This is a genomic window from Pantoea sp. Cy-639, from assembly GCF_011752525.1.
Classification (GTDB): domain Bacteria; phylum Pseudomonadota; class Gammaproteobacteria; order Pseudomonadales; family Pseudomonadaceae; genus Aquipseudomonas.
This window is the reverse complement of sequence record NZ_VWXI01000020.1, coordinates 42,931-61,130: the sequence shown is the minus strand read 5'-3', so window position 1 is coordinate 61,130 and position 18,200 is coordinate 42,931. Positions and strand designations below refer to the sequence as shown.

17 protein-coding genes are annotated in these 18,200 nt (G+C 65.8%); 5 read left to right on the top strand and 12 right to left on the bottom strand.

What is annotated here, in order from left to right; genetic code table 11:
- Window positions 1-19: 19 nt before the first annotated feature.
- The 5 genes from pdxH to dinG all read right to left on the bottom strand — a co-directional run bounded on the left by pdxH (window position 20) and on the right by dinG (window position 7,503).
- Window positions 20-667, bottom strand: coding sequence for a pyridoxamine 5'-phosphate oxidase (gene pdxH / locus F3J43_RS21180; RefSeq protein ID WP_166891541.1), 648 nt, complete (start codon window positions 665-667; stop codon window positions 20-22).
- 19 nt (window positions 668-686) lie between these two features.
- On the bottom strand, window positions 687-1,661 hold the full coding sequence (locus tag F3J43_RS21175) for an OmpA family protein (RefSeq protein WP_166891538.1): 975 nt from the start codon (window positions 1,659-1,661) through the stop codon (window positions 687-689).
- 98 nt (window positions 1,662-1,759) lie between these two features.
- The gene (locus F3J43_RS21170) at window positions 1,760-2,905 is read right to left on the bottom strand and encodes a serine hydrolase domain-containing protein (RefSeq protein ID WP_166891535.1); all 1,146 of its coding nucleotides are present in this window, start codon (window positions 2,903-2,905) and stop codon (window positions 1,760-1,762) included.
- Window positions 2,906-3,056: 151 nt separating this feature from the next.
- The gene (locus F3J43_RS21165; protein WP_166891532.1) at window positions 3,057-5,276 is read right to left on the bottom strand and encodes a beta-galactosidase; all 2,220 of its coding nucleotides are present in this window, start codon (window positions 5,274-5,276) and stop codon (window positions 3,057-3,059) included.
- Window positions 5,277-5,358: 82 nt separating this feature from the next.
- Window positions 5,359-7,503 (bottom strand): ATP-dependent DNA helicase DinG, encoded by a 2,145-nt coding sequence (gene dinG / locus F3J43_RS21160; protein ID WP_166891527.1) that lies wholly within the window; start codon window positions 7,501-7,503, stop codon window positions 5,359-5,361.
- Window positions 7,504-7,601: 98 nt separating this feature from the next.
- Between dinG and F3J43_RS21155 the strand changes: the two genes are divergently transcribed.
- Window positions 7,602-8,066, top strand: a complete 465-nt coding sequence (locus F3J43_RS21155; RefSeq protein ID WP_166891524.1) for a CopD family protein — start codon at window positions 7,602-7,604, stop codon at window positions 8,064-8,066.
- 63 nt (window positions 8,067-8,129) lie between these two features.
- Here F3J43_RS21155 and F3J43_RS21150 read toward each other — a convergent pair whose 3' ends face one another.
- Window positions 8,130-8,912, bottom strand: coding sequence for a class I SAM-dependent methyltransferase (locus F3J43_RS21150; protein ID WP_166891521.1), 783 nt, complete (start codon window positions 8,910-8,912; stop codon window positions 8,130-8,132).
- A 95-nt stretch (window positions 8,913-9,007) separates the two neighbouring features.
- Between F3J43_RS21150 and F3J43_RS21145 the strand changes: the two genes are divergently transcribed.
- Window positions 9,008-9,628 carry an energy transducer TonB gene (locus tag F3J43_RS21145; protein WP_166891518.1) on the top strand — a complete coding sequence of 207 codons (621 nt, stop codon included), beginning with the start codon at window positions 9,008-9,010 and terminating at the stop codon, window positions 9,626-9,628.
- A 12-nt stretch (window positions 9,629-9,640) separates the two neighbouring features.
- Here F3J43_RS21145 and F3J43_RS21140 read toward each other — a convergent pair whose 3' ends face one another.
- From F3J43_RS21140 to ppc, 6 genes are all read right to left on the bottom strand, one after another.
- A complete protein-coding gene (locus F3J43_RS21140; protein WP_166891515.1) occupies window positions 9,641-10,471 on the bottom strand; it encodes an isocitrate lyase/PEP mutase family protein in 831 nt (276 codons plus the stop codon).
- Window positions 10,472-10,501: 30 nt separating this feature from the next.
- Window positions 10,502-11,368 (bottom strand): DUF72 domain-containing protein, encoded by an 867-nt coding sequence (locus F3J43_RS21135; protein WP_205298014.1) that lies wholly within the window; start codon window positions 11,366-11,368, stop codon window positions 10,502-10,504.
- Window positions 11,369-11,374: 6 nt separating this feature from the next.
- Window positions 11,375-11,665 carry a hypothetical protein gene (locus tag F3J43_RS21130; protein ID WP_166891509.1) on the bottom strand — a complete coding sequence of 97 codons (291 nt, stop codon included), beginning with the start codon at window positions 11,663-11,665 and terminating at the stop codon, window positions 11,375-11,377.
- Window positions 11,666-11,795: 130 nt separating this feature from the next.
- Window positions 11,796-12,467: a tRNA (adenosine(37)-N6)-threonylcarbamoyltransferase complex dimerization subunit type 1 TsaB gene (tsaB, locus tag F3J43_RS21125; RefSeq protein ID WP_166891506.1), complete on the bottom strand. Its 672-nt coding sequence runs from the start codon at window positions 12,465-12,467 to the stop codon at window positions 11,796-11,798.
- 88 nt (window positions 12,468-12,555) lie between these two features.
- Entirely contained in the window at window positions 12,556-13,206 is a 651-nt protein-coding gene (gene adk, locus F3J43_RS21120) for an adenylate kinase (protein WP_166891501.1), read from the bottom strand.
- A gap of 258 nt (window positions 13,207-13,464) precedes the next feature.
- A complete protein-coding gene (ppc, locus tag F3J43_RS21115; protein WP_166891498.1) occupies window positions 13,465-16,092 on the bottom strand; it encodes a phosphoenolpyruvate carboxylase in 2,628 nt (875 codons plus the stop codon).
- A 145-nt stretch (window positions 16,093-16,237) separates the two neighbouring features.
- Between ppc and F3J43_RS21110 the strand changes: the two genes are divergently transcribed.
- The 3 genes from F3J43_RS21110 (at window position 16,238) to lptF (ending at window position 18,080) form a co-directional block, all read left to right on the top strand.
- Window positions 16,238-16,582: a pilin assembly protein gene (locus F3J43_RS21110; protein ID WP_166891495.1), complete on the top strand. Its 345-nt coding sequence runs from the start codon at window positions 16,238-16,240 to the stop codon at window positions 16,580-16,582.
- Between the two features lie 262 nt (window positions 16,583-16,844).
- On the top strand, window positions 16,845-17,258 hold the full coding sequence (locus F3J43_RS21105; protein WP_166891492.1) for a DUF4398 domain-containing protein: 414 nt from the start codon (window positions 16,845-16,847) through the stop codon (window positions 17,256-17,258).
- A 48-nt stretch (window positions 17,259-17,306) separates the two neighbouring features.
- Window positions 17,307-18,080, top strand: coding sequence for a lipotoxin F family OmpA-related lipoprotein LptF (gene lptF / locus F3J43_RS21100; RefSeq protein WP_166891489.1), 774 nt, complete (start codon window positions 17,307-17,309; stop codon window positions 18,078-18,080).
- The last annotated feature ends 120 nt before the right edge of the window (window positions 18,081-18,200 follow it).

Sequence of the window (18,200 nt, the reverse complement as noted above, 5' to 3'; positions counted from 1 at the left end):
CGGCGCAGCCCCGCCCACCTCAGGGCGCCAGGCGCTCGCGCAGCCACTGGCCCTCGATTAGCCGATAGTTCAGCCGATCATGCAGTCGACTGGCCCGCCCCTGCCAGAACTCGACACGCTCCGGCAGCAGGCGATAGCCGCCCCAATGTTCCGGACAGTGCGGCTGAGTCTCGGAAAACCGCGCCTCGGTAGCCTTGACCAGCCCCTCCAGTTCCCCGCGATCGGCAATCACCCGGCTCTGCGGCGACGCCCAGGCACCCAGGCGGCTGCCCAGCGGACGTACCTGGTAGTAATCGTCGGATTCCTTGGCCGTGACCTTCTCCACCCGCCCCTCGATGCGCACCTGACGCTCCAGCGCCGGCCAGAAGAACGTCATCGCCGCGAATGGATTGGCCGCGATGTGTTGCCCCTTGGCGCTTTCGTAGTTGGTGAAGAAGGTGAACCCGCGCGTATCGAGTGCCTTGAGCAGCAGCACTCGACAATGCGGACGACCGTCGGCATCGACGGTCGCCAGGGTCATGGCGTTGGCTTCCACCGGCAACTGCTCGGTCTTCACCGCATCAGCAAACCATTGGTGGAACAGCGCGAACGGCTCCCCCGGGGCCTGGGCTTCGGCCAGGCCATCACGGGTATAGTCGCGGCGCATATCGGCCAGGGATTGGGTCATGACTGCGTTTCCTTGACGATCAGTTGGTCTTCGCAGGGCTGTTGGCGGCGACTTTCTTGTCGGTTACGGCCTTTTTCGCGGCAGGTTTGGCTGCGGCTGGCTTCTTCTTCGCGGCGGTGCTGGCCTTGGCCTTGGCGGCGGGCTTCTTCGCGGCTGGCTTGGCTGCGGCCTTGGCGGTTGGCTTGACGTCGGCGGCCTTGGTCACCGGGGCCTTGGCATCCTGCGCCGCGACCATCGCGGTCGGCGCCGGTGCGGCCTGCTGGTACTTGGCCAACAGTGCGACCATGGTGTTCTGCGGGGTCAGCAGCAGTTCGACGCGACGGTTCAGGGCGCGGCCCTCGGCGCTGTCGTTGGCGGCGCGTGGCATCACCGAACCCATGCCCTTGAGCATCAGGCGATCACGCTTCAGGCCGCTGAGACGGAAAATCGCCGACACCGAGGCCGCACGCTCGAGGCTGAGCTTCTGGTTCGCGGCGCTGGCGCCGCTGCTGTCGGCATGGCCGAGGATCAGCAAGGCGGTCTTGCTGTCGGTCTCGATGACCTTGGCCACCTGGGTGATCGGGCCGAGGGTGGCCGGCAGCAGCATGTTCGGGCGATCAGGGTTGTAGGAGCTATCCACCGGAATAGTCACCGCCAGCACGTCCTCACGACGCTCCAGCTCGAACTTGCTGCCCTTGATGGCTTCGCGCACCTTCGGCTCGTACTGATCGAGCCAGGCCTGGGTAGCCTTCTGGTCGATCTTCGGCACGCTCGCGACCGCGCCCTTCTTGTCATCGGCACCGAACGGCCACCACCAGCGGCTGCTGCTTTCGGACTTGGCGTCGGCCTTGGCCACGTTCTCGGTGACCGCCTCCTTCACCTCCTGATCGGCGACCTTGTCGGAACCAAACGGCCACCAGCTCAGGCTGCCGTCCTTGGAGGCGTCCTGCGAGTGGCTGGCACAGCCAGTCATGGTCAGGCACAGCGCGAGTGCTAAGGTTTTATGTGAAGACATCAGCGATACACCATGAAATTGAAGGGATTTTGCCCATACCCATCGGGCAGTGGCATTGAGGATAGTCAAAGGGTTCGAGCAACACCCGCATTACCCGATCAAAGGCAGTCGGCAAGCACGCGCACCAGGTTCTGCGCGCGTGGATCCATCAGCACATAGGGGCCGAGGGTATTGGTGACAAAGCCGAAAGCCACGTCGTGCTCAGGGTCGGCGAAGCCCACCGCCCCCCCGGCACCGGGATGGCCAAAGGCGCGAGCGCCCAGGCCGAAGGTGGCATTGGCCACCCCAGGCTGGTCAAGCATGCAACCCAGGCCGAAACGGGTCTGGGTCAGCAGGGTACGGTCCTGGCCAAGGCTGTGCTCACGGGTCAGTTCGTCGAGCAGTTCGGACTCGAGCAGGCTGCCGTCGAGCAGGCCGGCATAGAAGCCTGCGAGGCTGCGCGCGTTACCGTGGCCATTGGCCGCAGGTTGCTGCATGCGTCGCCATTCAGGCTTGTTGGTACTGGTGAGGATCGCCGGCGGATTGGTGAATGCACGGGTCGACAACGCCTCGGGCTCACGCATCGTCACCTGCAGCAGGCGCTGGGCCGCGGCATCGCCGGGATTGCCCTTGCCACGGGCGATATGCGCCACACGATGGAACTCGCTGTCCGCCAGGCCGACATGGAAATCCAGCCCCAGTGGCCGGGCGGTACGGGCAACGATGGAGTCGCCAGGGCCTCGACCATCGACACGGCGAATCAACTCGCCGATCAGCCAGCCGTAGGTGATGGCGGCATAACCGTGCTCGGTGCCAGGCGTCCACCAGGGTGCCTCGGCGGCCAGCGCGTCGACCATCACCTGCCAGTCGTACAGGGCCTCGGCCGGCAGCAACTGGCGAATGGCCGGCAAGCCAGCGCGATGGCTGAGCAACTGGCGCAAGGTGATGCTGTCCTTGCCGGCCTGGGCGAACTCGGGCCAGTAGCGCGTCACCGGCACGTCGAGGTCCAGCTTGCCCTCGCCCACCAGCTGCAACGCGGTGACGGCGGTGAAGGTCTTGGTGCACGAGAACAGGTTGGCGATCGTGTCGCTATGCCAGGCTTCGCGCCCATCCTTGTCGGCGCTGCCGGCCCACAGGTCGACCACGGTTTCCCCGCCAACCTGGATGCACAATGCGGCACCACGCTCCTGGGGATCCTCGAACAACGCGGCGAAGGCATCGCGCACCGCCTCGAACTTCAGCTCATAGTGACCCTGGATCTGCACCCGACTACCTCTTCAGTACGACCTGCTGACAAAGGGGGGCATTGTTTCAGTAGTTGGGCAATTTGCCTACTGAAGATAGCTGGGTGGTTGTAGCTTTGTTCTGATCCTGCAGGTTACGGCTGCTTCGCCGGCAAAGCCGGCGAAGCGAGCGTTACGGTGCGGACTTGCCCAGTTGCGTGCGCAATTGGGCCATGGCTTGTCGATTGCTGCGCTGGACCGCCTCGATGAAGCCGGCATAAGGCACGTCAGTGATCGCCACCAACCCCAGGTGGCCGTTCTCGCCATCGAGCAGGCGCCCGCTGGCCGGCTGGTCAAGGTACTGGAACCAATGCGCACCGACGATCATCGGCTGGGCCATCGCGGCCTTGAGGAAGTTCGCATAAGCCGGGCCCCGGTCCTCTTCACGGGCGACTTCCAGCGGGCCAGGCCAGAAGGGGCCACGGTCGCGGCTGCCGAACTGGAACTCGGAGACCAGCACCGGCTTGTCCAGCTCGGCCAGTCGGGCGAAGTCGTAACCGTCCTCGGGTTTGAGCGTATAGAAGTTGAAACTCAGTACATCGCAGAACTCGGCACAGGCCTTGACCGCCTCGGGAGTACTCACCGCGTAGCGCCCCCCCAGCAGCAGGTGATTGGGCGCATGCCACTTCAGCGCGTCGGAGATCGTCTTGAAGTAGGTCTCGGCGAACACCTGCTGGAAATACTGGTAGTCACGCTCGATTTCCGGATGCTCCGGATTGGGCAGGGGCGCCTCGAAGCCCGGGTCCTCCATCAACTCCCAGGCCGTCAGCTCGATGCCCCAGGCCTTGGACAACCCTTCCTGGTTGCGGTACTTGTCGCGCAACTGCTTGAGGAAGGCGCGCTTGGCTGGCACATCGGTGGTCAGGCGCAACGTGCCGTAGGCCAGGCCATAGCGGGCCTTGGGCTCGCCACCGGGCGCGGCCCAGGCCAACTCATTGTCGGCAAAGTAACCGATCAGCCAGGGGTCGTCGCGATGGTCGCGGGCAGCGATGGCCACTGCACGCTCGGTGGCCATGGCAAAGCGTGGGTCGAACGGGTCGGGCATGCGCCCCCACCAGTCCATGCCGGTGCTGATGCTGGCGTAGTCACCGACGATCGACAACGGCAAGGTGTATGGCATGCGCTTGGCCCGGCCCAGCGCCGGATCGCTCCAGTTGCCCAAGGTATTGAAGCCCCAGGCCTGCAGGCGGTCGAGGGTGTGAGCCTGCCAGCGCGTCGCGTCGAGCATCGCCGGTGGACAGGCGCTGGCGGTCGGGCAGCCCTGGCCATGGGTGCGCTGAAGATTGGCGGCGTAGAAGTCGAACCAGCGCCCTTGCTTGAAGTTGCGCCCCTGGGACGACGCATTGCCATCGTCGTTGTTGCCTTCGCCATAGAACGCCGACAGCGCATCGCCATCGCCCGGAAGCCCCTTGAACATGCCTTCTCGGCCGGCGACATAGGTGCGCCCGCCATCGGCCGCCACGGCGTTGACACCCAACGAATAGAACGGATGCCCCGCCGGTGTCACCAGGTACCAGCGACCATCGCGTTTTTCAGTGCGGAAGAACCCCTTGGCCTCGAACACCGGGCCGGCCAGCAGACCACCGTACGGGTCCAGCCCGAGCTTGCCACGTTCGGCCAGCCAGGCCTTGAGCTGGGGCTGTTCACGGCTGTCGGCAGCCCTGAGTTGCTCGTCACTGGTGACTTTCTCCGGCCAACGCCCCCGGGTGGACTGGCCATAGCCATCGATCAGATCGCCATAGGCCGCCTTGAACGCCTGGTCGTCGTCCTGCAGACCCACCCGCTCGATCAACAGGCTCTGGGCCACCTTGGGATTGGGGATGCTCAGGCTGACCGAGATGACCTGCTTGAGATCGACCTCTCCACTGCTGCTGGCCAGCAACAGCCGTTGCCCGTCATAGGTCCATGGCATCGGCGGGCCGGCGCGCATGCCCTGGCTCAGTGGCGAACTGGCGCGCAACGGGATCATCACGGTCTGCGCCGGCCCGGCCGGCAGGTCGATACGGCTGCCGAGCGTGCGCCCGTCGCTGCTCTGTACCGTGACATCCACGGTCAACGCCCAGTCCATGGCACTCTGCAGACGCAAGGTCAGCGCCTGCCCCGCGGACCAGTCCCAGGCTCCGGCCTGCGGGCCCAGGCGCAAGGTGGGTTGCGCCACCGGATTGAACACCACCCTCCGCAACACCTCGCCTTCGGCCGTCTGTTCCGCGTTGTACTGCGGCATCGCCGCGTCCTGGGTGGTCACGTTCACCACCGAGGCAGGACGCACGAAACTGAACAGCGTCTGTTGTCCGGCCAGCAGCGGCGTGCTGAACAACAGGGCGAACATGGCAGGCAGGGTACGGCGGATCATAGGGCGATGACTCTCCTTCCGAGCCCTTCTCGGGCTCACGATCGAGTAATGGACAACGGGGGACTGTGCCTTGCTCCGGCAGTCAGCCGATTTCCCGTCGGAATGGCGGCAACGCATTGAGAATAGCCTTGCCGTAGCGCTGGGTGACCAGGCGCCGGTCCAGCAAGGTGATCACGCCGCGGTCCTGTTCGGTGCGCAGCAGTCGACCACAGGCCTGGATCAGGCGCAGCGAGGCGTCGGGGACGGCGATCTCCATGAACGGATTGCCGCCACGGGCTTCGATCCACTCTGCCAGCGCGGCTTCGACCGGATCGTCGGGCACCGCGAAGGGGATCTTGGCGATCACCACGTGCTCGCAATAGGCGCCGGGCAGGTCGACCCCCTCGGCGAAGCTGGCCAGGCCGAACAGTACGCTGTGCTGGCCGTCGTCGACCCGGGCCTTGTGCTTGTTGAGGGTCTCCTGCTTGGACAGGTTGCCCTGGATCAGTACCAGCTTGCGCCAGTCGCGATCGAGACCATCGAACACGTCCTGCATCTGCTTGCGCGAAGAGAACAGCACCAATGCGCCACGGGCCTCCTCGACGATGGCCGGGAGCTCGCGGATGATCGCCGCGGTATGGGCGGTCGCATCCCGTGGATCGGCGCCCAGGTCGGGCACTCGCAACAGCCCGGCGTCACCGTGCACGAACGGGCTGGGCACCACGCACTGCACGGCGTCACGCGGCAGGCCCGAGCGCATGCGGAAGCGGTCGAACTTGCCCAGCGCGGTCAGCGTCGCCGAAGTGACCAACGCGCCATGGGCGACGTTCCACAGGCTCTTGCGCAGCATTTCGGCGGCCAGGATGGGGCTGGCGTTGACTTCGATGTCGAACAACGCACCGCTTTCGGCCAGGGTCAGCCAGCGCGCCATGGGCGGGCTGTCCTCGGGGTCCTCGGCGGTGAAGGCGGTCCACAGTTCCCAGTTGCCCTGGGCACGGGTCACCAGGCTGCCGAACAGCGGATACCACTCTTCGGCCTGATGGCTGGCGATGCCGATGTTGTTCTCGCCGTCCATGCCTTCCTTGAGCAGGTCGGCCAGGCGGGTGAACAGGTCGTTGAGGCGGGCGAAGCCTTTCTTCAGCTCGATGCCGACTTCGCGGATCTGCTCGGGGACCACGCCGCCCTCGAAGCGGTAGCGCGGGCGATCGCGGCCTTCCATGTCCTCGCCGGCACGGAAGTCGGCGACCTGTTCGCACAGGGTGAACATGAACTGCTGCTGGGTGCGCACCTCGCGGGCCAGTTCCGGCACCTGCTCGATGTACTTGCCCAGATCCCCCGGCAGCGGGTGCTGGGCCAGCAGCTTGGTGAGGTTCTTGGCGGTCTGCTCGAGCCAGTCGGCGGTGGAACGCAGCCGCGAGTAGTGGGCGAAATGGCCGATGGCCTTGTCCGGCAGGTGATGGCCTTCGTCGAACACGTACATCGTGTCGCGCGGGTCGGGCAGCACGGCACCACCGCCGAGGGCCAGGTCGGCCAGGACCATGTCGTGGTTGGTGACGATCACATCGACCTTGCCCATGCCTTCGCGGGCCTTGTAGAACACGCACTGCTGGAAGTTCGGGCAGTGGCGTCCGGTGCACTGGCTGTGGTCGGTGGTCAGTCGCGCCCAGTCCTGGTCCTCGATGGCCTCGGACCAGCTGTCACGATCACCGTCCCAGCGGTTGCCGGCGAGCTTCTCGATCATGCTGTTGAACAGCTTCTGGCTGCGCTCGTCGACTTCGATATGAAAGCCTTCTTCCTCGAACAGCTGGGCAGTGGCCGACTGGGCGTGGCCTTCTTGCAGCAGGATGTCGAGCTTGGACAGGCACAGGTAGCGACCGCGGCCCTTGGCCAGGGCGAAACTGAAGTTCAGGCCGCTGTTGCGCATCAGGTCGGGCAGGTCCTTGAACACGATCTGCTCCTGCAGCGCCACGGTCGCCGTGGCGATCACCAGGCGCTTGCCGGCGGCCTTGGCGGCAGGGATCGCGGCCAGGCTGTAGGCGACCGTCTTGCCGGTACCGGTACCGGCCTCGACCGCCACCACGGCGGGCTCGCCGGCGCGGCGCCCTTCGTCGTCGCAGGCAATGTCGCCCAGGACCTTGGCCACTTCGGCGATCATCAGGCGCTGGCCGTAACGGGGCTTGAGGCTTTTGGCTTCGAGGAAACGCGAGTAGGCGCCCTGGATGGTGGCTTTGAGTTCGTTGCTGATCATGGTCTGCGGGCGCCCGGAGGGCTGGATATATTTTCAGTGTTTCGCATGGGCCGGCTATCATACCCCGCTATTGCCCTTTGTGCCGCATGGAGATCCGGATGCTCGCCTTTGCCCTGCCCTACACCCTGCATGTTCTCGCCGCCCTGGTCTGGGTCGGCGGCATGTTCTTCGCCTGGTTGGTACTGCGCCCGGCCACGGTTGCCGCCCTGCAGGGACCCGATCGGTTGCGTTTGTGGGTGGAGGTTTTCCAGCGGTTCTTCAGATGGGTCTGGCTGGCGGTAGCGGTACTGGCTGTCAGCGGTGTGGGGATGATCCACCTGCGTTTCAGCGGGTTCGAGACAGCGCCCCATTACGTCCAGGTGATGATTGGCGGCGCGATCGTGATGTTCGCGCTGTTCATGCGCATCCAGGCCTTGCTGCTGCCGGAGCTGCGCACGGCGGTGCAGGCGCAGGACTGGGCCGCGGGCGCCGGGGTCCTGGGGCGGATCCGACGGATGGTCGGGATCAACCTGCTGATCGGCGTTGGGGTTGTGGCGGTGGCCAGCTCACGCATCCTGCTCTGAGGCCTGAGCTGGCCGGCCCTCGTGTGTCGAGGGCCAGGCCCGCCTGGTCCGGCGGGAGCGGGCTCAGCCCTTCAAGGCCTTCTTCGGGTAGATATCGTAGCGGCTCGACTTCCCTTCCAGGCTGTGGCTGGGCTTGCTTCCTTCAATGATCGGTGCCTTGCGCGGGCGCTTGACCACTACCCGGTGCGTGGCCAGCGCCAGCGCCGCCTCGAGCAACGCAGGGGCATCCAGGTCATCACCGACCAGCGGACGGAACACGCGCATTTCCTTCTTCACCAGCGCGCTCTTGTCACGGTGCGGAAACATCGGATCAAGGTAGATCACCTGCGGCGCCTCGCCCTCCCAGGCGCGCATGCGCTCGATGGCATTGCCGGTCAGCAAGCGCATGCGCCCGACGATCGCCCCCACCTCCTCGTCCCCGCGCGCGCGCGCCAGGCCATCCTCGAGCAGTGCCGCGATCAGCGGCTGACGCTCGATCAGGGTCATCTGGCAACCCAGGCTGGCCAGCACGAACGCATCCTTGCCCAGGCCAGCCGTGGCATCGAGCACCTGTGGCCGAACGCCTTGGGCAATGCCGACCGCCTTGGCGATCATCTGCCCGCTGCCGCCGCCGTAGAGCCGCCGATGGGCAGCCTGCCCCTCGACGAAGTCCACCCGCACCGGCCCCGGCGCTTGCGGACCCAACTGCTGGATCTGCAGGCCCTCGGTCCCCACCTGCACCGCGAACCCCGCCGCCTCGTCGACCAGCGGCAACCCCAGCCGATCGGCCCAGGTCACGGCCTGTGCCTGGAATTCCGGGGCCAGGGCCTCGACCCTGATACCTGTGCCCTGCTCTTGCTCTACCATCGGTTCCCGCACTCAAAAAAATTAATGAAACCCCGGCCACGGCCGATACACGCAGTATCCCGCTATTCTGCCAGAGCACAACGCGCGCGACTGCCATGTCAGATACTCTTCCCATCGGCTTGACCTACCTGTCGCCTGTCGGCAACTACGGTCGGCAGAACACCCAGGCACTGGGCGGCGTCAGCCACCTGTGGCAGGACTTCTTTGCCCGCGCCATGGCCGAGCAGCAAGGGGACGACGTCGACAGCTTCAGTCAGGCGCTGGCGCAGTACGACAAGGAAAGCGGCGAGCCCGTCGGCGGCGCCAAGGCCCTGAGCCTGATCGACGCCCAGCGTGCCCTGCCGGTGCAGGACACCGAGGTCAGCCCTCCGGAGCCGCTGTTCCTGCCCAAGGCCGAACTCGAGGCCAACCTGCTCGAGCCTGCCCCCGAACCGTTCAACACCGCCGAACTGATCGAGCAACAGCGCCAGCTAGACCTGAGCAACAGCTGGCTGCGCCCGGTGGTCATGAGCCAGGGCCATCCACTCCCCGAGCCCGCTCCAGGCCCTGCCCCACGGGCGCTGTACCTGCCGATCGCCGAATTCGAGACCGAACTGCTCGACCCGGCGCCGGAACCCTTCGACGACGCGACCCTGGCCCAGCAACAGAACGATCTTGAGTTCGACACCCACTGGGCACGCCCAGTGGTACTGAACAACGTCCGCGTGCACGCCTGAGCCAACCCCTCCTCAGCGGCGGAACAGCGCATTGAGCTGGGCAAACGGCAACGCCTGCTCACCATACTCGAACGTGCCCCGCTCACGGATCTCCAGTGCCGCGCGCTGGAACGCGCCCAAGGCTGCGCGGGCCAGTGACGAGCCGACGCTGATGCGCTTGACGCCCAGGTCCTGCAACTGATTGACGCTCAACGACACGCCCGGCATGCCCATCAGCACGTTCACCGGCCTTGGCGCAACGGCCTGGACCACTGCACGGATCTCATCGACACTGCGCAACCCTGGCGCATAGAGCACGTCGGCACCTGCCTCGGCATAGGCCTGCAAGCGCCGGATGGTGTCGTCCAGGTCAGGACGGCCATGCAGTAGGTTCTCGGCGCGAGCGCACAACATGAAGGGAAATGCCAGGCCACGGGCAGCCTGCACCGCCGCGCGGACCCGGGCAACGGACAGCTCGAAGTCATAGATGGGCTCATCGCCACAGCCGCTGGCATCTTCGATCGAACCACCCACCAGCCCCGCTTCGGCTGCGCGCAGGATCGTCTGGGCACAGTCCTCCGGCAGGTCGCCGAAGCCGTTCTCGAGATCCGCCGCCACCGGCAAGGGCGTGGCATCGACGATGCCCTGGGCGTTGGCCAAGGTCTCTTCACGATTCAAGGCGCCCTCGGCGTCGGGCCGCCCGAGGCTGAAAGCCAGCCCCGCGCTGGTGCTGGCCAGAGCCTCGAAGCCCAGCGCCGCGAGCAGCTTCGCCGAACCGGCATCCCAGGGGTTGGGCATGACGAACGCGCCGTCGCGCTCGTGCAATGCCTTGAAGGCTTCGGCTCGCAGGGTTTGCACATCCATGGTTCGACCTCCGGCAGGTTCAGGGTGGCGTCAGAGTAGTCCCAGTTGTTCGACCTCGGGGGCGCGTGGCAATTCAGCCAGCGCAGGCAAGCCCGGCAGACGCGCCATCAGGCGTTGGTGAAAACGCTGGGCCAGCGCCGCCGCCAACAGGTTGTCGGCCGTGTGCAGGAACATGTAGGGGCTGCGGCCTTCCTCGATCCAGGTCGCGATCTTGTCGACCCACGGCGTGAGAAAGGGTTCGTTGGCGTCCAGCTGCGGGTGGCCGATGAAACGCACTTGAGGATGCTGGCTGAAGGCGCAAGGACGTGGAGGCACCCTGGGTTTCTTCGCCTGGGCATGCAGCACGCCAGGGTCGCGCAGGGTGCAACTGAACAGCGCGCGCGGGTCCAGGCAGATTCGTTCCACACCGCGCTCGTGCAGCAGGCGATTGAGCACGCGCTCCTCCTCGCCACGGGCAAAGAACGCATCGTTGCGCACTTCCACCGCCACCGGCACACCGATCTCGTCGAGAAAGAACGCCAGCTCACCCAGGCGCGCCGGGCCGAACAGCGCGGGCAATTGCAACCAGTAAGGCGAAACCCGCGCCCCCAGCGGTGCCATCAGCCGGATGAAATCGCGTGCCGAGTCGAGCTGCTCACGCAGATCACCCGCATGGCTGACATCGCCGGGGAACTTGGCAGTGAAACGAAAACCTGGCGGCATGGCCTGGGCCCAGCGCTCGACGGTGGAGGGCGCGGGGCGGGCATAGAAAGTGGTGTTGCCTTCGACGGCATTGAACACCTGGCCGTACAGCGCCAGGTACTCGGCGGGACGCGCATCAACAGGATAGAGGTAGTCGCGCCAGGCGTTCTCACTCCAGGACGGGCAACCGAGGAAATAAGGAAGGGGGGACGGCATCATCCGTCAAATGTACAGGTCCAGCCCCAGCACTTCCATCTCCCAGTCGGTGAAGCCGGCCGTGGTCAGGTAGCTGGCCAGCGCCGTGGAGGTGCGCCGGTCGCGGGCACGGGGGAAGACCATGTCCTGCTGGCGGGCCGGCAGGTTGCCACTGCGACGATTGCCACGGGCCTGCACAGGGGCGGCCTCGAGGTCCTCGATGACCTCGGCGTCATCGACGGCTTCGTCGCGCACCGTCGCCTTGCGTGGCGCACGCTTGATGGGATAGCTCTGCGAGGAGAAGCCGTCGATACGCATGGAATGGGCACTCTGAATCAGTGATGGCAATTTAGCAGCATCAGGGATCCATCGCTAATGCCCGAACTGATAACTGGACCACAGTTCGCGCAAAAGGTTTAGCTCGAATGGCAATAACCGACGAACAACCTCAGCGCGCCTTGGGCGTAGCTACATTATCGCGCAGGTATACCGGTTGTGCCTGCTCGGCGACGACCGCCTCGCCACGGGCCCAGGCAAACGTCGCCAACTGGAGGATATCCTGGGCGCTGGGCAGGGCCGCAGCATCGCAACCGCCCACCGTCGCCGCCAGGCGCTCGGCATAGCCCCAGCCGGTGCCCACGCCATACCAGTCACCGGCACCCGAAGGCAGCACCACGCGCTCCGGTGCCAGCACCGCCTCGTGGCCGACCAGGCGCATCTCGCCCTGCTCGGCCCGGTAGCAGCCCCAATACACCTCGTCCATGCGTGCATCGATGGCGGCAGCCACCTGCTGCACGCCGCGCTCGCGCAGCGCGCCCTGGGCCAGGGCGGCAAGGTTGGAAACCGGCAGCACCGGACGCTCGAGGGCGAAGGCCAGGCCCTGAACCACGCCGATGGCGATGCGCACGCCAGTGAAGGCGCCCGGGCCACGGCCAAAGGCGATGGCGTCCACTGCACTCAAGGCCACGCCCGAGTCGGCCAGCAACTGCTTGATCATCGGCAGCAGCTTCTGCGCGTGCATGCGCGGGATGACCTCGTAATGGCTGGTTACCTTGCCGTCATGCAGCAGGGCGACGGAACAGGCTTCGGTGGCGGTATCCAGGGCCAGCAAGGTGGTCATCGAACGAAGTATCCAGGTGACAGGGAAAAGAGCGGCAGTATAAACGACAACGGCCCGCGAGCGGGCCGTCGTGACGCACGGTGATGGATCAGCTCAGGGCTGCCAGCACCTTGGCGGTGATCGACTCGACCGAGCCGACGCCCTCGATGTGGCTGTACTTCGGCTTGCCGGCGTTGGCGGCCGACAGCTTCTGGTAGAAGTCCACCAGTGGCTTGGTCTGGCTGTGGTAGACCGACAGGCGATGACGCACGGTTTCTTCCTTGTCGTCGTCGCGCTGGATCAGGTCTTCGCCGGTGACATCGTCCTTGCCTTCCACTTTCGGCGGGTTGTACTGGATGTGGTAGGTACGGCCCGAGGCCAGGTGCACGCGGCGACCGGCCATGCGGCCGACGATTTCTTCGTCGTCCACGGCGATCTCGATCACGGCATCGATATCGACGCCGCCGGCAACCATGGCTTCAGCCTGCGGGATGGTGCGCGGGAAACCGTCGAACAGGCAGCCGTTGGCGCAATCCGGCTGAGCGATGCGCTCCTTGACCAGACTGATGATCAGGTCGTCGGAGACCAGTTGGCCGGCATCCATGACTTTCTTGAGTTCCAGGCCCAGCGGGGTGCCGGCCTTGACGGCGGCACGCAGCATGTCGCCGGTGGAGATCTGTGGAATACCGAACTTTTCGGTGATGAACTTTGCCTGAGTACCTTTACCGGCCCCGGGAGCTCCCAGCAGAATTACGCGCATCTTGTGCTCCTCATATTTTTCTATGCAAATCAACGGATTCGGCGCACAAGGCCAACTCCGGAAAATCGGATGAGACCGTAAAATCGGTCAAAAGGCTGCTCAAGATACACAGCGACCGCCCCCCCGACAAGCGTCCCAAAGTGGCGCGAATGCGCCCCTTGGGGCCTGCCGGGTGGTCGGTTGCGCCCGGCGCAACCGGGTCCCATGCCCTCCACTGCCCCCCCTCGGCGGCCCCGGGCAAACCACTCAACTCGAACCTCACCCCGTGTTGCGCAAGCCGGCCGCGATGCCCGCCACCGTCACCAGCAAGGCCTGTTCCAACGGGCTGTCCAGAGCAGCCTCACGGCTGCGCGAACGGGCCAGCAGCTCGGCCTGCAGACGGTGCAGCGGGTCCAGATAGGTGTTGCGCAGGCGGATGAATTCCAGGGTTTCCGGGCTATGCGCCAGTAGCACCTGCTGCCCGGTCAGGCCCAGCACCACCTGGCACGACTGCGACAATAGGTCGCGCAGGTGCGCACCCAATGGCAACAGCCCCGGTTGCACCAGACGTTGGTCGTAGGCTTCGGCAATCTGCGCGTCGGCCTTGGCCAGCACCATTTCGAGCATGTCGATGCGGGTGCGGAAGAATGGCCAGCGTTCGCGCATCTGCGCCAGCAGTTCGCCCTGCCCGCGCGCCAACGCGTTGCCCAGCGCCGTTTCCCAGCCCAGCCAGGCCGGCAGCATCAGGCGGGTCTGGGTCCAGCCGAAGATCCATGGAATCGCCCGCAGGCTTTCAATGCCCCCGGCGCGGCGCTTGGCCGGACGGCTGCCCAGGGGCAAACGACCCAGCTCCTGCTCCGGGGTCGACTGGCGGAAGTACTCGACGAAGTCGGGATTGCCGCGCACAACCTCGCGATAGGTCTTGAGACCATCGGCGGCCAACTGGTCCATCAGCGTACGCCAGGCTGGCTCAGGCGGCGGCGGTGGCAACAGGGTCGCCTCGAGTACCGCGGCCAGATAGAGATTGAGGTTCTGCTCGGCGATACCCGGCAGACCGAACTTGAAGCGGATCATCTCGCCCTGCTCGGTGGTGCGCAAACGTCCACCCACCGAACCCGGCGGCTGCGACAGGATCGCCGCATGGGCCGGGCCGCCGCCACGCCCCACCGTACCGCCACGCCCATGGAACAGCAGCAGTTCGACCTGGTGCTCGCGACAGATCCGCACCAGGTTCTCCTGGGCCCGGTACTGGGCCCAGGCAGCGGCGGTGGTACCGGCGTCCTTGGCCGAATCCGAGTAGCCGATCATCACTTCCTGCGGGCCGTGCAGGCTGGCGCGATACCCCGGCAAGCCGAGCAGGCGCTCCATTACCGGGCCGGCGTTGTCCAGGTCGGCCAGGGTCTCGAACAGCGGCACGACCCTCATCGGCCGGGTCAGGCCGGCCTCTTTGAGCAACAACTGCACGGCCAGTACGTCGGAAGCCGCACCGGCCATGGAGATCACATAGGAGCCCAGCGAGGCGGCGGGCGCCGCGGCAATCTCGCGGCAGGTGGCGAGCACCTCGGCGGTATCGTCGCCGGGGGTGTAGTGCACCGGCAGCAAGGGCCGCTTGTTGTCCAGCTCGCGCTGCAGGAACGCGATGCGCTGCTCCTCGTCCCAGTCGGCATAGCGACCAAGCCCCAGGTAGTCGGTGATTTCCGACAGTGCGTCACGGTGCCGGGCGGCATCCTGGCGAACATCGAGGCGCACCAGGAACAGGCCGAAGGTCACGGCGCGACGCAGACAGTCGAGCAGCGGGCCATCAGCGATCACGCCCATGCCACAGGCGTGCAGGGACTGATGGCACAGCTCCAGCGGCGCGATCAGCTCGCGGTTTTCGACCAGCACCGCGGCACTGGCCGGCTGCGGCCCGTTCAGCGAGGCGTGGGCCCAGGCGCGGGTCGCACGCAGGCGGTCACGCAACTGCTTGAGCAAGGCGCGGTAGGGTTCGGCGCTGTCGCCCACCTGCTCGCGCAGGGCGGGGCTGGCTTGCTGCATCGACAGCTCGGCGGCGAGCAGGTCGATATCGCGCAGGAACAGGTCGGCAGCCATCCAGCGCGCCAGCAACAGCACCTCGCGGGTGACTGCGGCGGTGACATTGGGATTGCCGTCGCGGTCACCGCCCATCCACGAGGCGAAACGCACCGGCGCCGCTGCCAGTGGCAGGCGCTGACCGGTCGCCTCGAACAGCGCCCTGTCGACATGGCGCAAGTGGCTGGGCAATGCCTGCCACAGCGAATGCTCGATCACCGCGAAGCCCCACTTGGCCTCGTCCACCGGCGTGGGCCGGGTGCGGCGGATCTCTTCGGTATGCCAGGCCTCGGCGATCAGCCGACGCAGGCGCTCACGCACCTGGCCGCGTTCGGCAGGCGTCAGGTCGCGGTGATCCTGCACCGCCAACTGCGCGGCGATGGCGTCGTACTTCTGGATCAGGGTGCGACGCGCCACTTCGGTGGGATGGGCGGTGAGCACCAGCTGGATGTCCAGCCCGGCCAGTTGCCGGGCCAGCGCCTGGTCGCCGTGTCCGGCCTGCTTCAGGCGGGCCAGCAGCTCGGGCAGCACCCGCGCCTCGAACGGCGCCGGCTGCTCGGCATCGCGGCGGCGGATCAACTGGTACTGCTCGGCGATGTTGGCCAGATTGAGGAACTGGTTGAACGCCCGCGCCACCGGCAGCAGGTCGTCCTCGGCCAGGTCGCCGAGGGCGGTGCTCAGTTGCTCGCCCTCGGCGCGCCGGTCGGCCTTGGCGCTGTGGCGGATATCCTCGATCTTCTGCAGGAACGCCTCGCCATGCTGCTGGCGGATAGCCTCGCCCAGCAGTTCACCCAACAGATGCACATCTTCACGCAAGCGCAGATCGATATCGCTCATCGGGGCCTCTCCCGTCCAGGAAAACGCATGCCCTCAAGAGTGCCCACTCACGCCCGTACCTGGCAAGCCGGGCACGGGCAGAGCAACTACAGTGAACAAAGGTCATCCGACGCAATGCCCCCTCGTGGCTTTGACAGAGGTCATCATGAAGATCCGCGAACTCGCCCAGCACTGGGAACAGAATGCCACCGGACACCTGAGCCCCACCGGCCATGTCCTGCACCTGGACATGGAGGCCGAGGCACGGCTGGCCGCACTGGCCGACATGTACCCCAGGCGCAGCCCCGAAGCCTTGCTCGGCGAACTGGTCGGCGCAGCGCTCGAGGAACTGGAAGCCAGCTTCCCCTACATCAAGGGGCAGCAGGTCATCGCCACCGACGAGGAAGGCGATCCCCTGTACGAGGACGTCGGCCCCACGCCTCGCTTCCTGGCACTTTCCCGCCAGCACCTGCGTGCCCTGGGCAGCTTGCGTGAAGACGAGAAACACTAGCACTTCCCCCGCCGGGCCTTGCCAGACAAGGCCCGCAATACCTGCGCAACGCCTGGAAGTTCCCCCTTGCACACACTGACCAATCAGTCAGAAAAAAAGATACTTAGCGTGCGAATTTTTCTGAACTATTCAAAAAACGCTTCGGTCACAGCCAATAGCCATCACGGTAAAACCCTGTAAACACGGGCGTTACCGCGCTCGCAGACGACAGGGAAACAGCGATGGATGCGATGAACATCGTCGTTTTATCAGGAGTGATCCAATGGAGCTGACCACCATGAAGACCCGCACCGAGAAACACCCATCCACCCACTTGCGCGGGCTCAAGCTGGCCGCACTGGCCCTGGGCAGCAGCCTGGTCCTGGCCGGTTGCGCCGGCAAGCCGCCCACCGAGCAGTACGCCGTGACCCAGTCGGCGGTCAACTCGGCCGTCAGCGCCGGCGGTACCGAGTTCGCCGCCGTGGAAATGAAAGCGGCCCAGGACAAGTTCAAGCAGGCCGAGATCGCCATGCACGACAAGAAGTACGACGAGGCCAGAAGGCTCGCCGAACAGGCCGAGTGGGACGCTCGCGTCGCCGAACGCAAGGCTCAGGCCGCCAAGGCCCAGAAAGCCGTGCAGGATGCCCGCCAGGGCGTCAAAGACGTACGTGAGGAAGGCCTGCGCAGCGCCGAGTAAGCCTGCCTAGCCGATAAAGCCTTCGTTAGAGATCAAAGGATGAACACTATGCGCAACTACGTCATGATTCCCGCCCTGTTGGCCCTGAGCGTCGGCCTGGCCGCCTGCTCGCACGACCCGAACGCCAATCTCGAGTCGGCCCGCACCAACTTCTCGGCCCTGCAGAGCGACCCGCAGTCGAGCAAGGTCGCCGCGCTCGAGACCAAGGACGCCCAGGACTGGTTGAACAAGGCCGACAAGGCCTACATGGACCGCGAGGACGACAAGAAGGTCGACCAGCTCGCCTACCTCACCAACCAGCGCGTCGAAGTGGCCAAGCAGACCATCGCCCTGCGCACCGCCGAAGCCGAACTGAAGAACGCCTCGGCACAGCGCGCCCAGGCCAAGCTGGACGCCCGTGACGCGCAGATCAGGAAACTGCAGGAGAGCCTCAACGCCAAACAGACCGACCGTGGCACCTTGGTGACCTTCGGCGACGTGCTGTTCGACTTCAACAAGGCCAACCTCAAGAGCAGCGCCTACCCGAACATCACCAAACTGGCCCAGTTCCTCCAGGAGAACCCGGAGCGCAAGGTGATCGTCGAGGGCTACACCGACAGCGTCGGCTCGGCCAGCTACAACCAGGGCCTGTCCGAGCGCCGCGCCAACAGCGTGCGCATGGCGCTGGTCCGCGCCGGCGTCGACCCGACGCGCGTCGTCGCCCAGGGCTACGGCAAGGAGTACCCGGTGGCGGATAACTCGAGCAACTCGGGCCGCGCGCAGAACCGTCGGGTGGAGGTGACCATCTCCAACGACAACCAGCCGGTGGCCCCGCGTCGGTGAACCAGGCCCACTGAAAGCTGTGACGTGAAGAAAAACCCGCCCTGGTGGCGGGTTTTTTCTGGCCTGCCATCCCGTTGAAAGCACTAGCTGATTGCGGCTACAGCGCCGTGGTGAGGGTGA

Coding starts and splice junctions, on each gene's coding strand:
- F3J43_RS21110 (WP_166891495.1), top strand. CDS start 16,238: ATGAAGATCCGCGAACTCGCCCAGCACTGGGAACAGAATGCCACCGGA.
- pdxH (WP_166891541.1), bottom strand. CDS start 667: ATGACCCAATCCCTGGCCGATATGCGCCGCGACTATACCCGTGATGGC.
- F3J43_RS21130 (WP_166891509.1), bottom strand. CDS start 11,665: ATGCGTATCGACGGCTTCTCCTCGCAGAGCTATCCCATCAAGCGTGCG.
- F3J43_RS21135 (WP_205298014.1), bottom strand. CDS start 11,368: ATGCCGTCCCCCCTTCCTTATTTCCTCGGTTGCCCGTCCTGGAGTGAG.
- F3J43_RS21155 (WP_166891524.1), top strand. CDS start 7,602: ATGCTCGCCTTTGCCCTGCCCTACACCCTGCATGTTCTCGCCGCCCTG.
- adk (WP_166891501.1), bottom strand. CDS start 13,206: ATGCGCGTAATTCTGCTGGGAGCTCCCGGGGCCGGTAAAGGTACTCAG.
- tsaB (WP_166891506.1), bottom strand. CDS start 12,467: ATGACCACCTTGCTGGCCCTGGATACCGCCACCGAAGCCTGTTCCGTC.
- F3J43_RS21140 (WP_166891515.1), bottom strand. CDS start 10,471: ATGGATGTGCAAACCCTGCGAGCCGAAGCCTTCAAGGCATTGCACGAG.
- F3J43_RS21150 (WP_166891521.1), bottom strand. CDS start 8,912: ATGGTAGAGCAAGAGCAGGGCACAGGTATCAGGGTCGAGGCCCTGGCC.
- F3J43_RS21145 (WP_166891518.1), top strand. CDS start 9,008: ATGTCAGATACTCTTCCCATCGGCTTGACCTACCTGTCGCCTGTCGGC.
- F3J43_RS21175 (WP_166891538.1), bottom strand. CDS start 1,661: ATGTCTTCACATAAAACCTTAGCACTCGCGCTGTGCCTGACCATGACT.
- lptF (WP_166891489.1), top strand. CDS start 17,307: ATGCGCAACTACGTCATGATTCCCGCCCTGTTGGCCCTGAGCGTCGGC.
- F3J43_RS21105 (WP_166891492.1), top strand. CDS start 16,845: ATGGAGCTGACCACCATGAAGACCCGCACCGAGAAACACCCATCCACC.
- ppc (WP_166891498.1), bottom strand. CDS start 16,092: ATGAGCGATATCGATCTGCGCTTGCGTGAAGATGTGCATCTGTTGGGT.
- dinG (WP_166891527.1), bottom strand. CDS start 7,503: ATGATCAGCAACGAACTCAAAGCCACCATCCAGGGCGCCTACTCGCGT.
- F3J43_RS21165 (WP_166891532.1), bottom strand. CDS start 5,276: ATGATCCGCCGTACCCTGCCTGCCATGTTCGCCCTGTTGTTCAGCACG.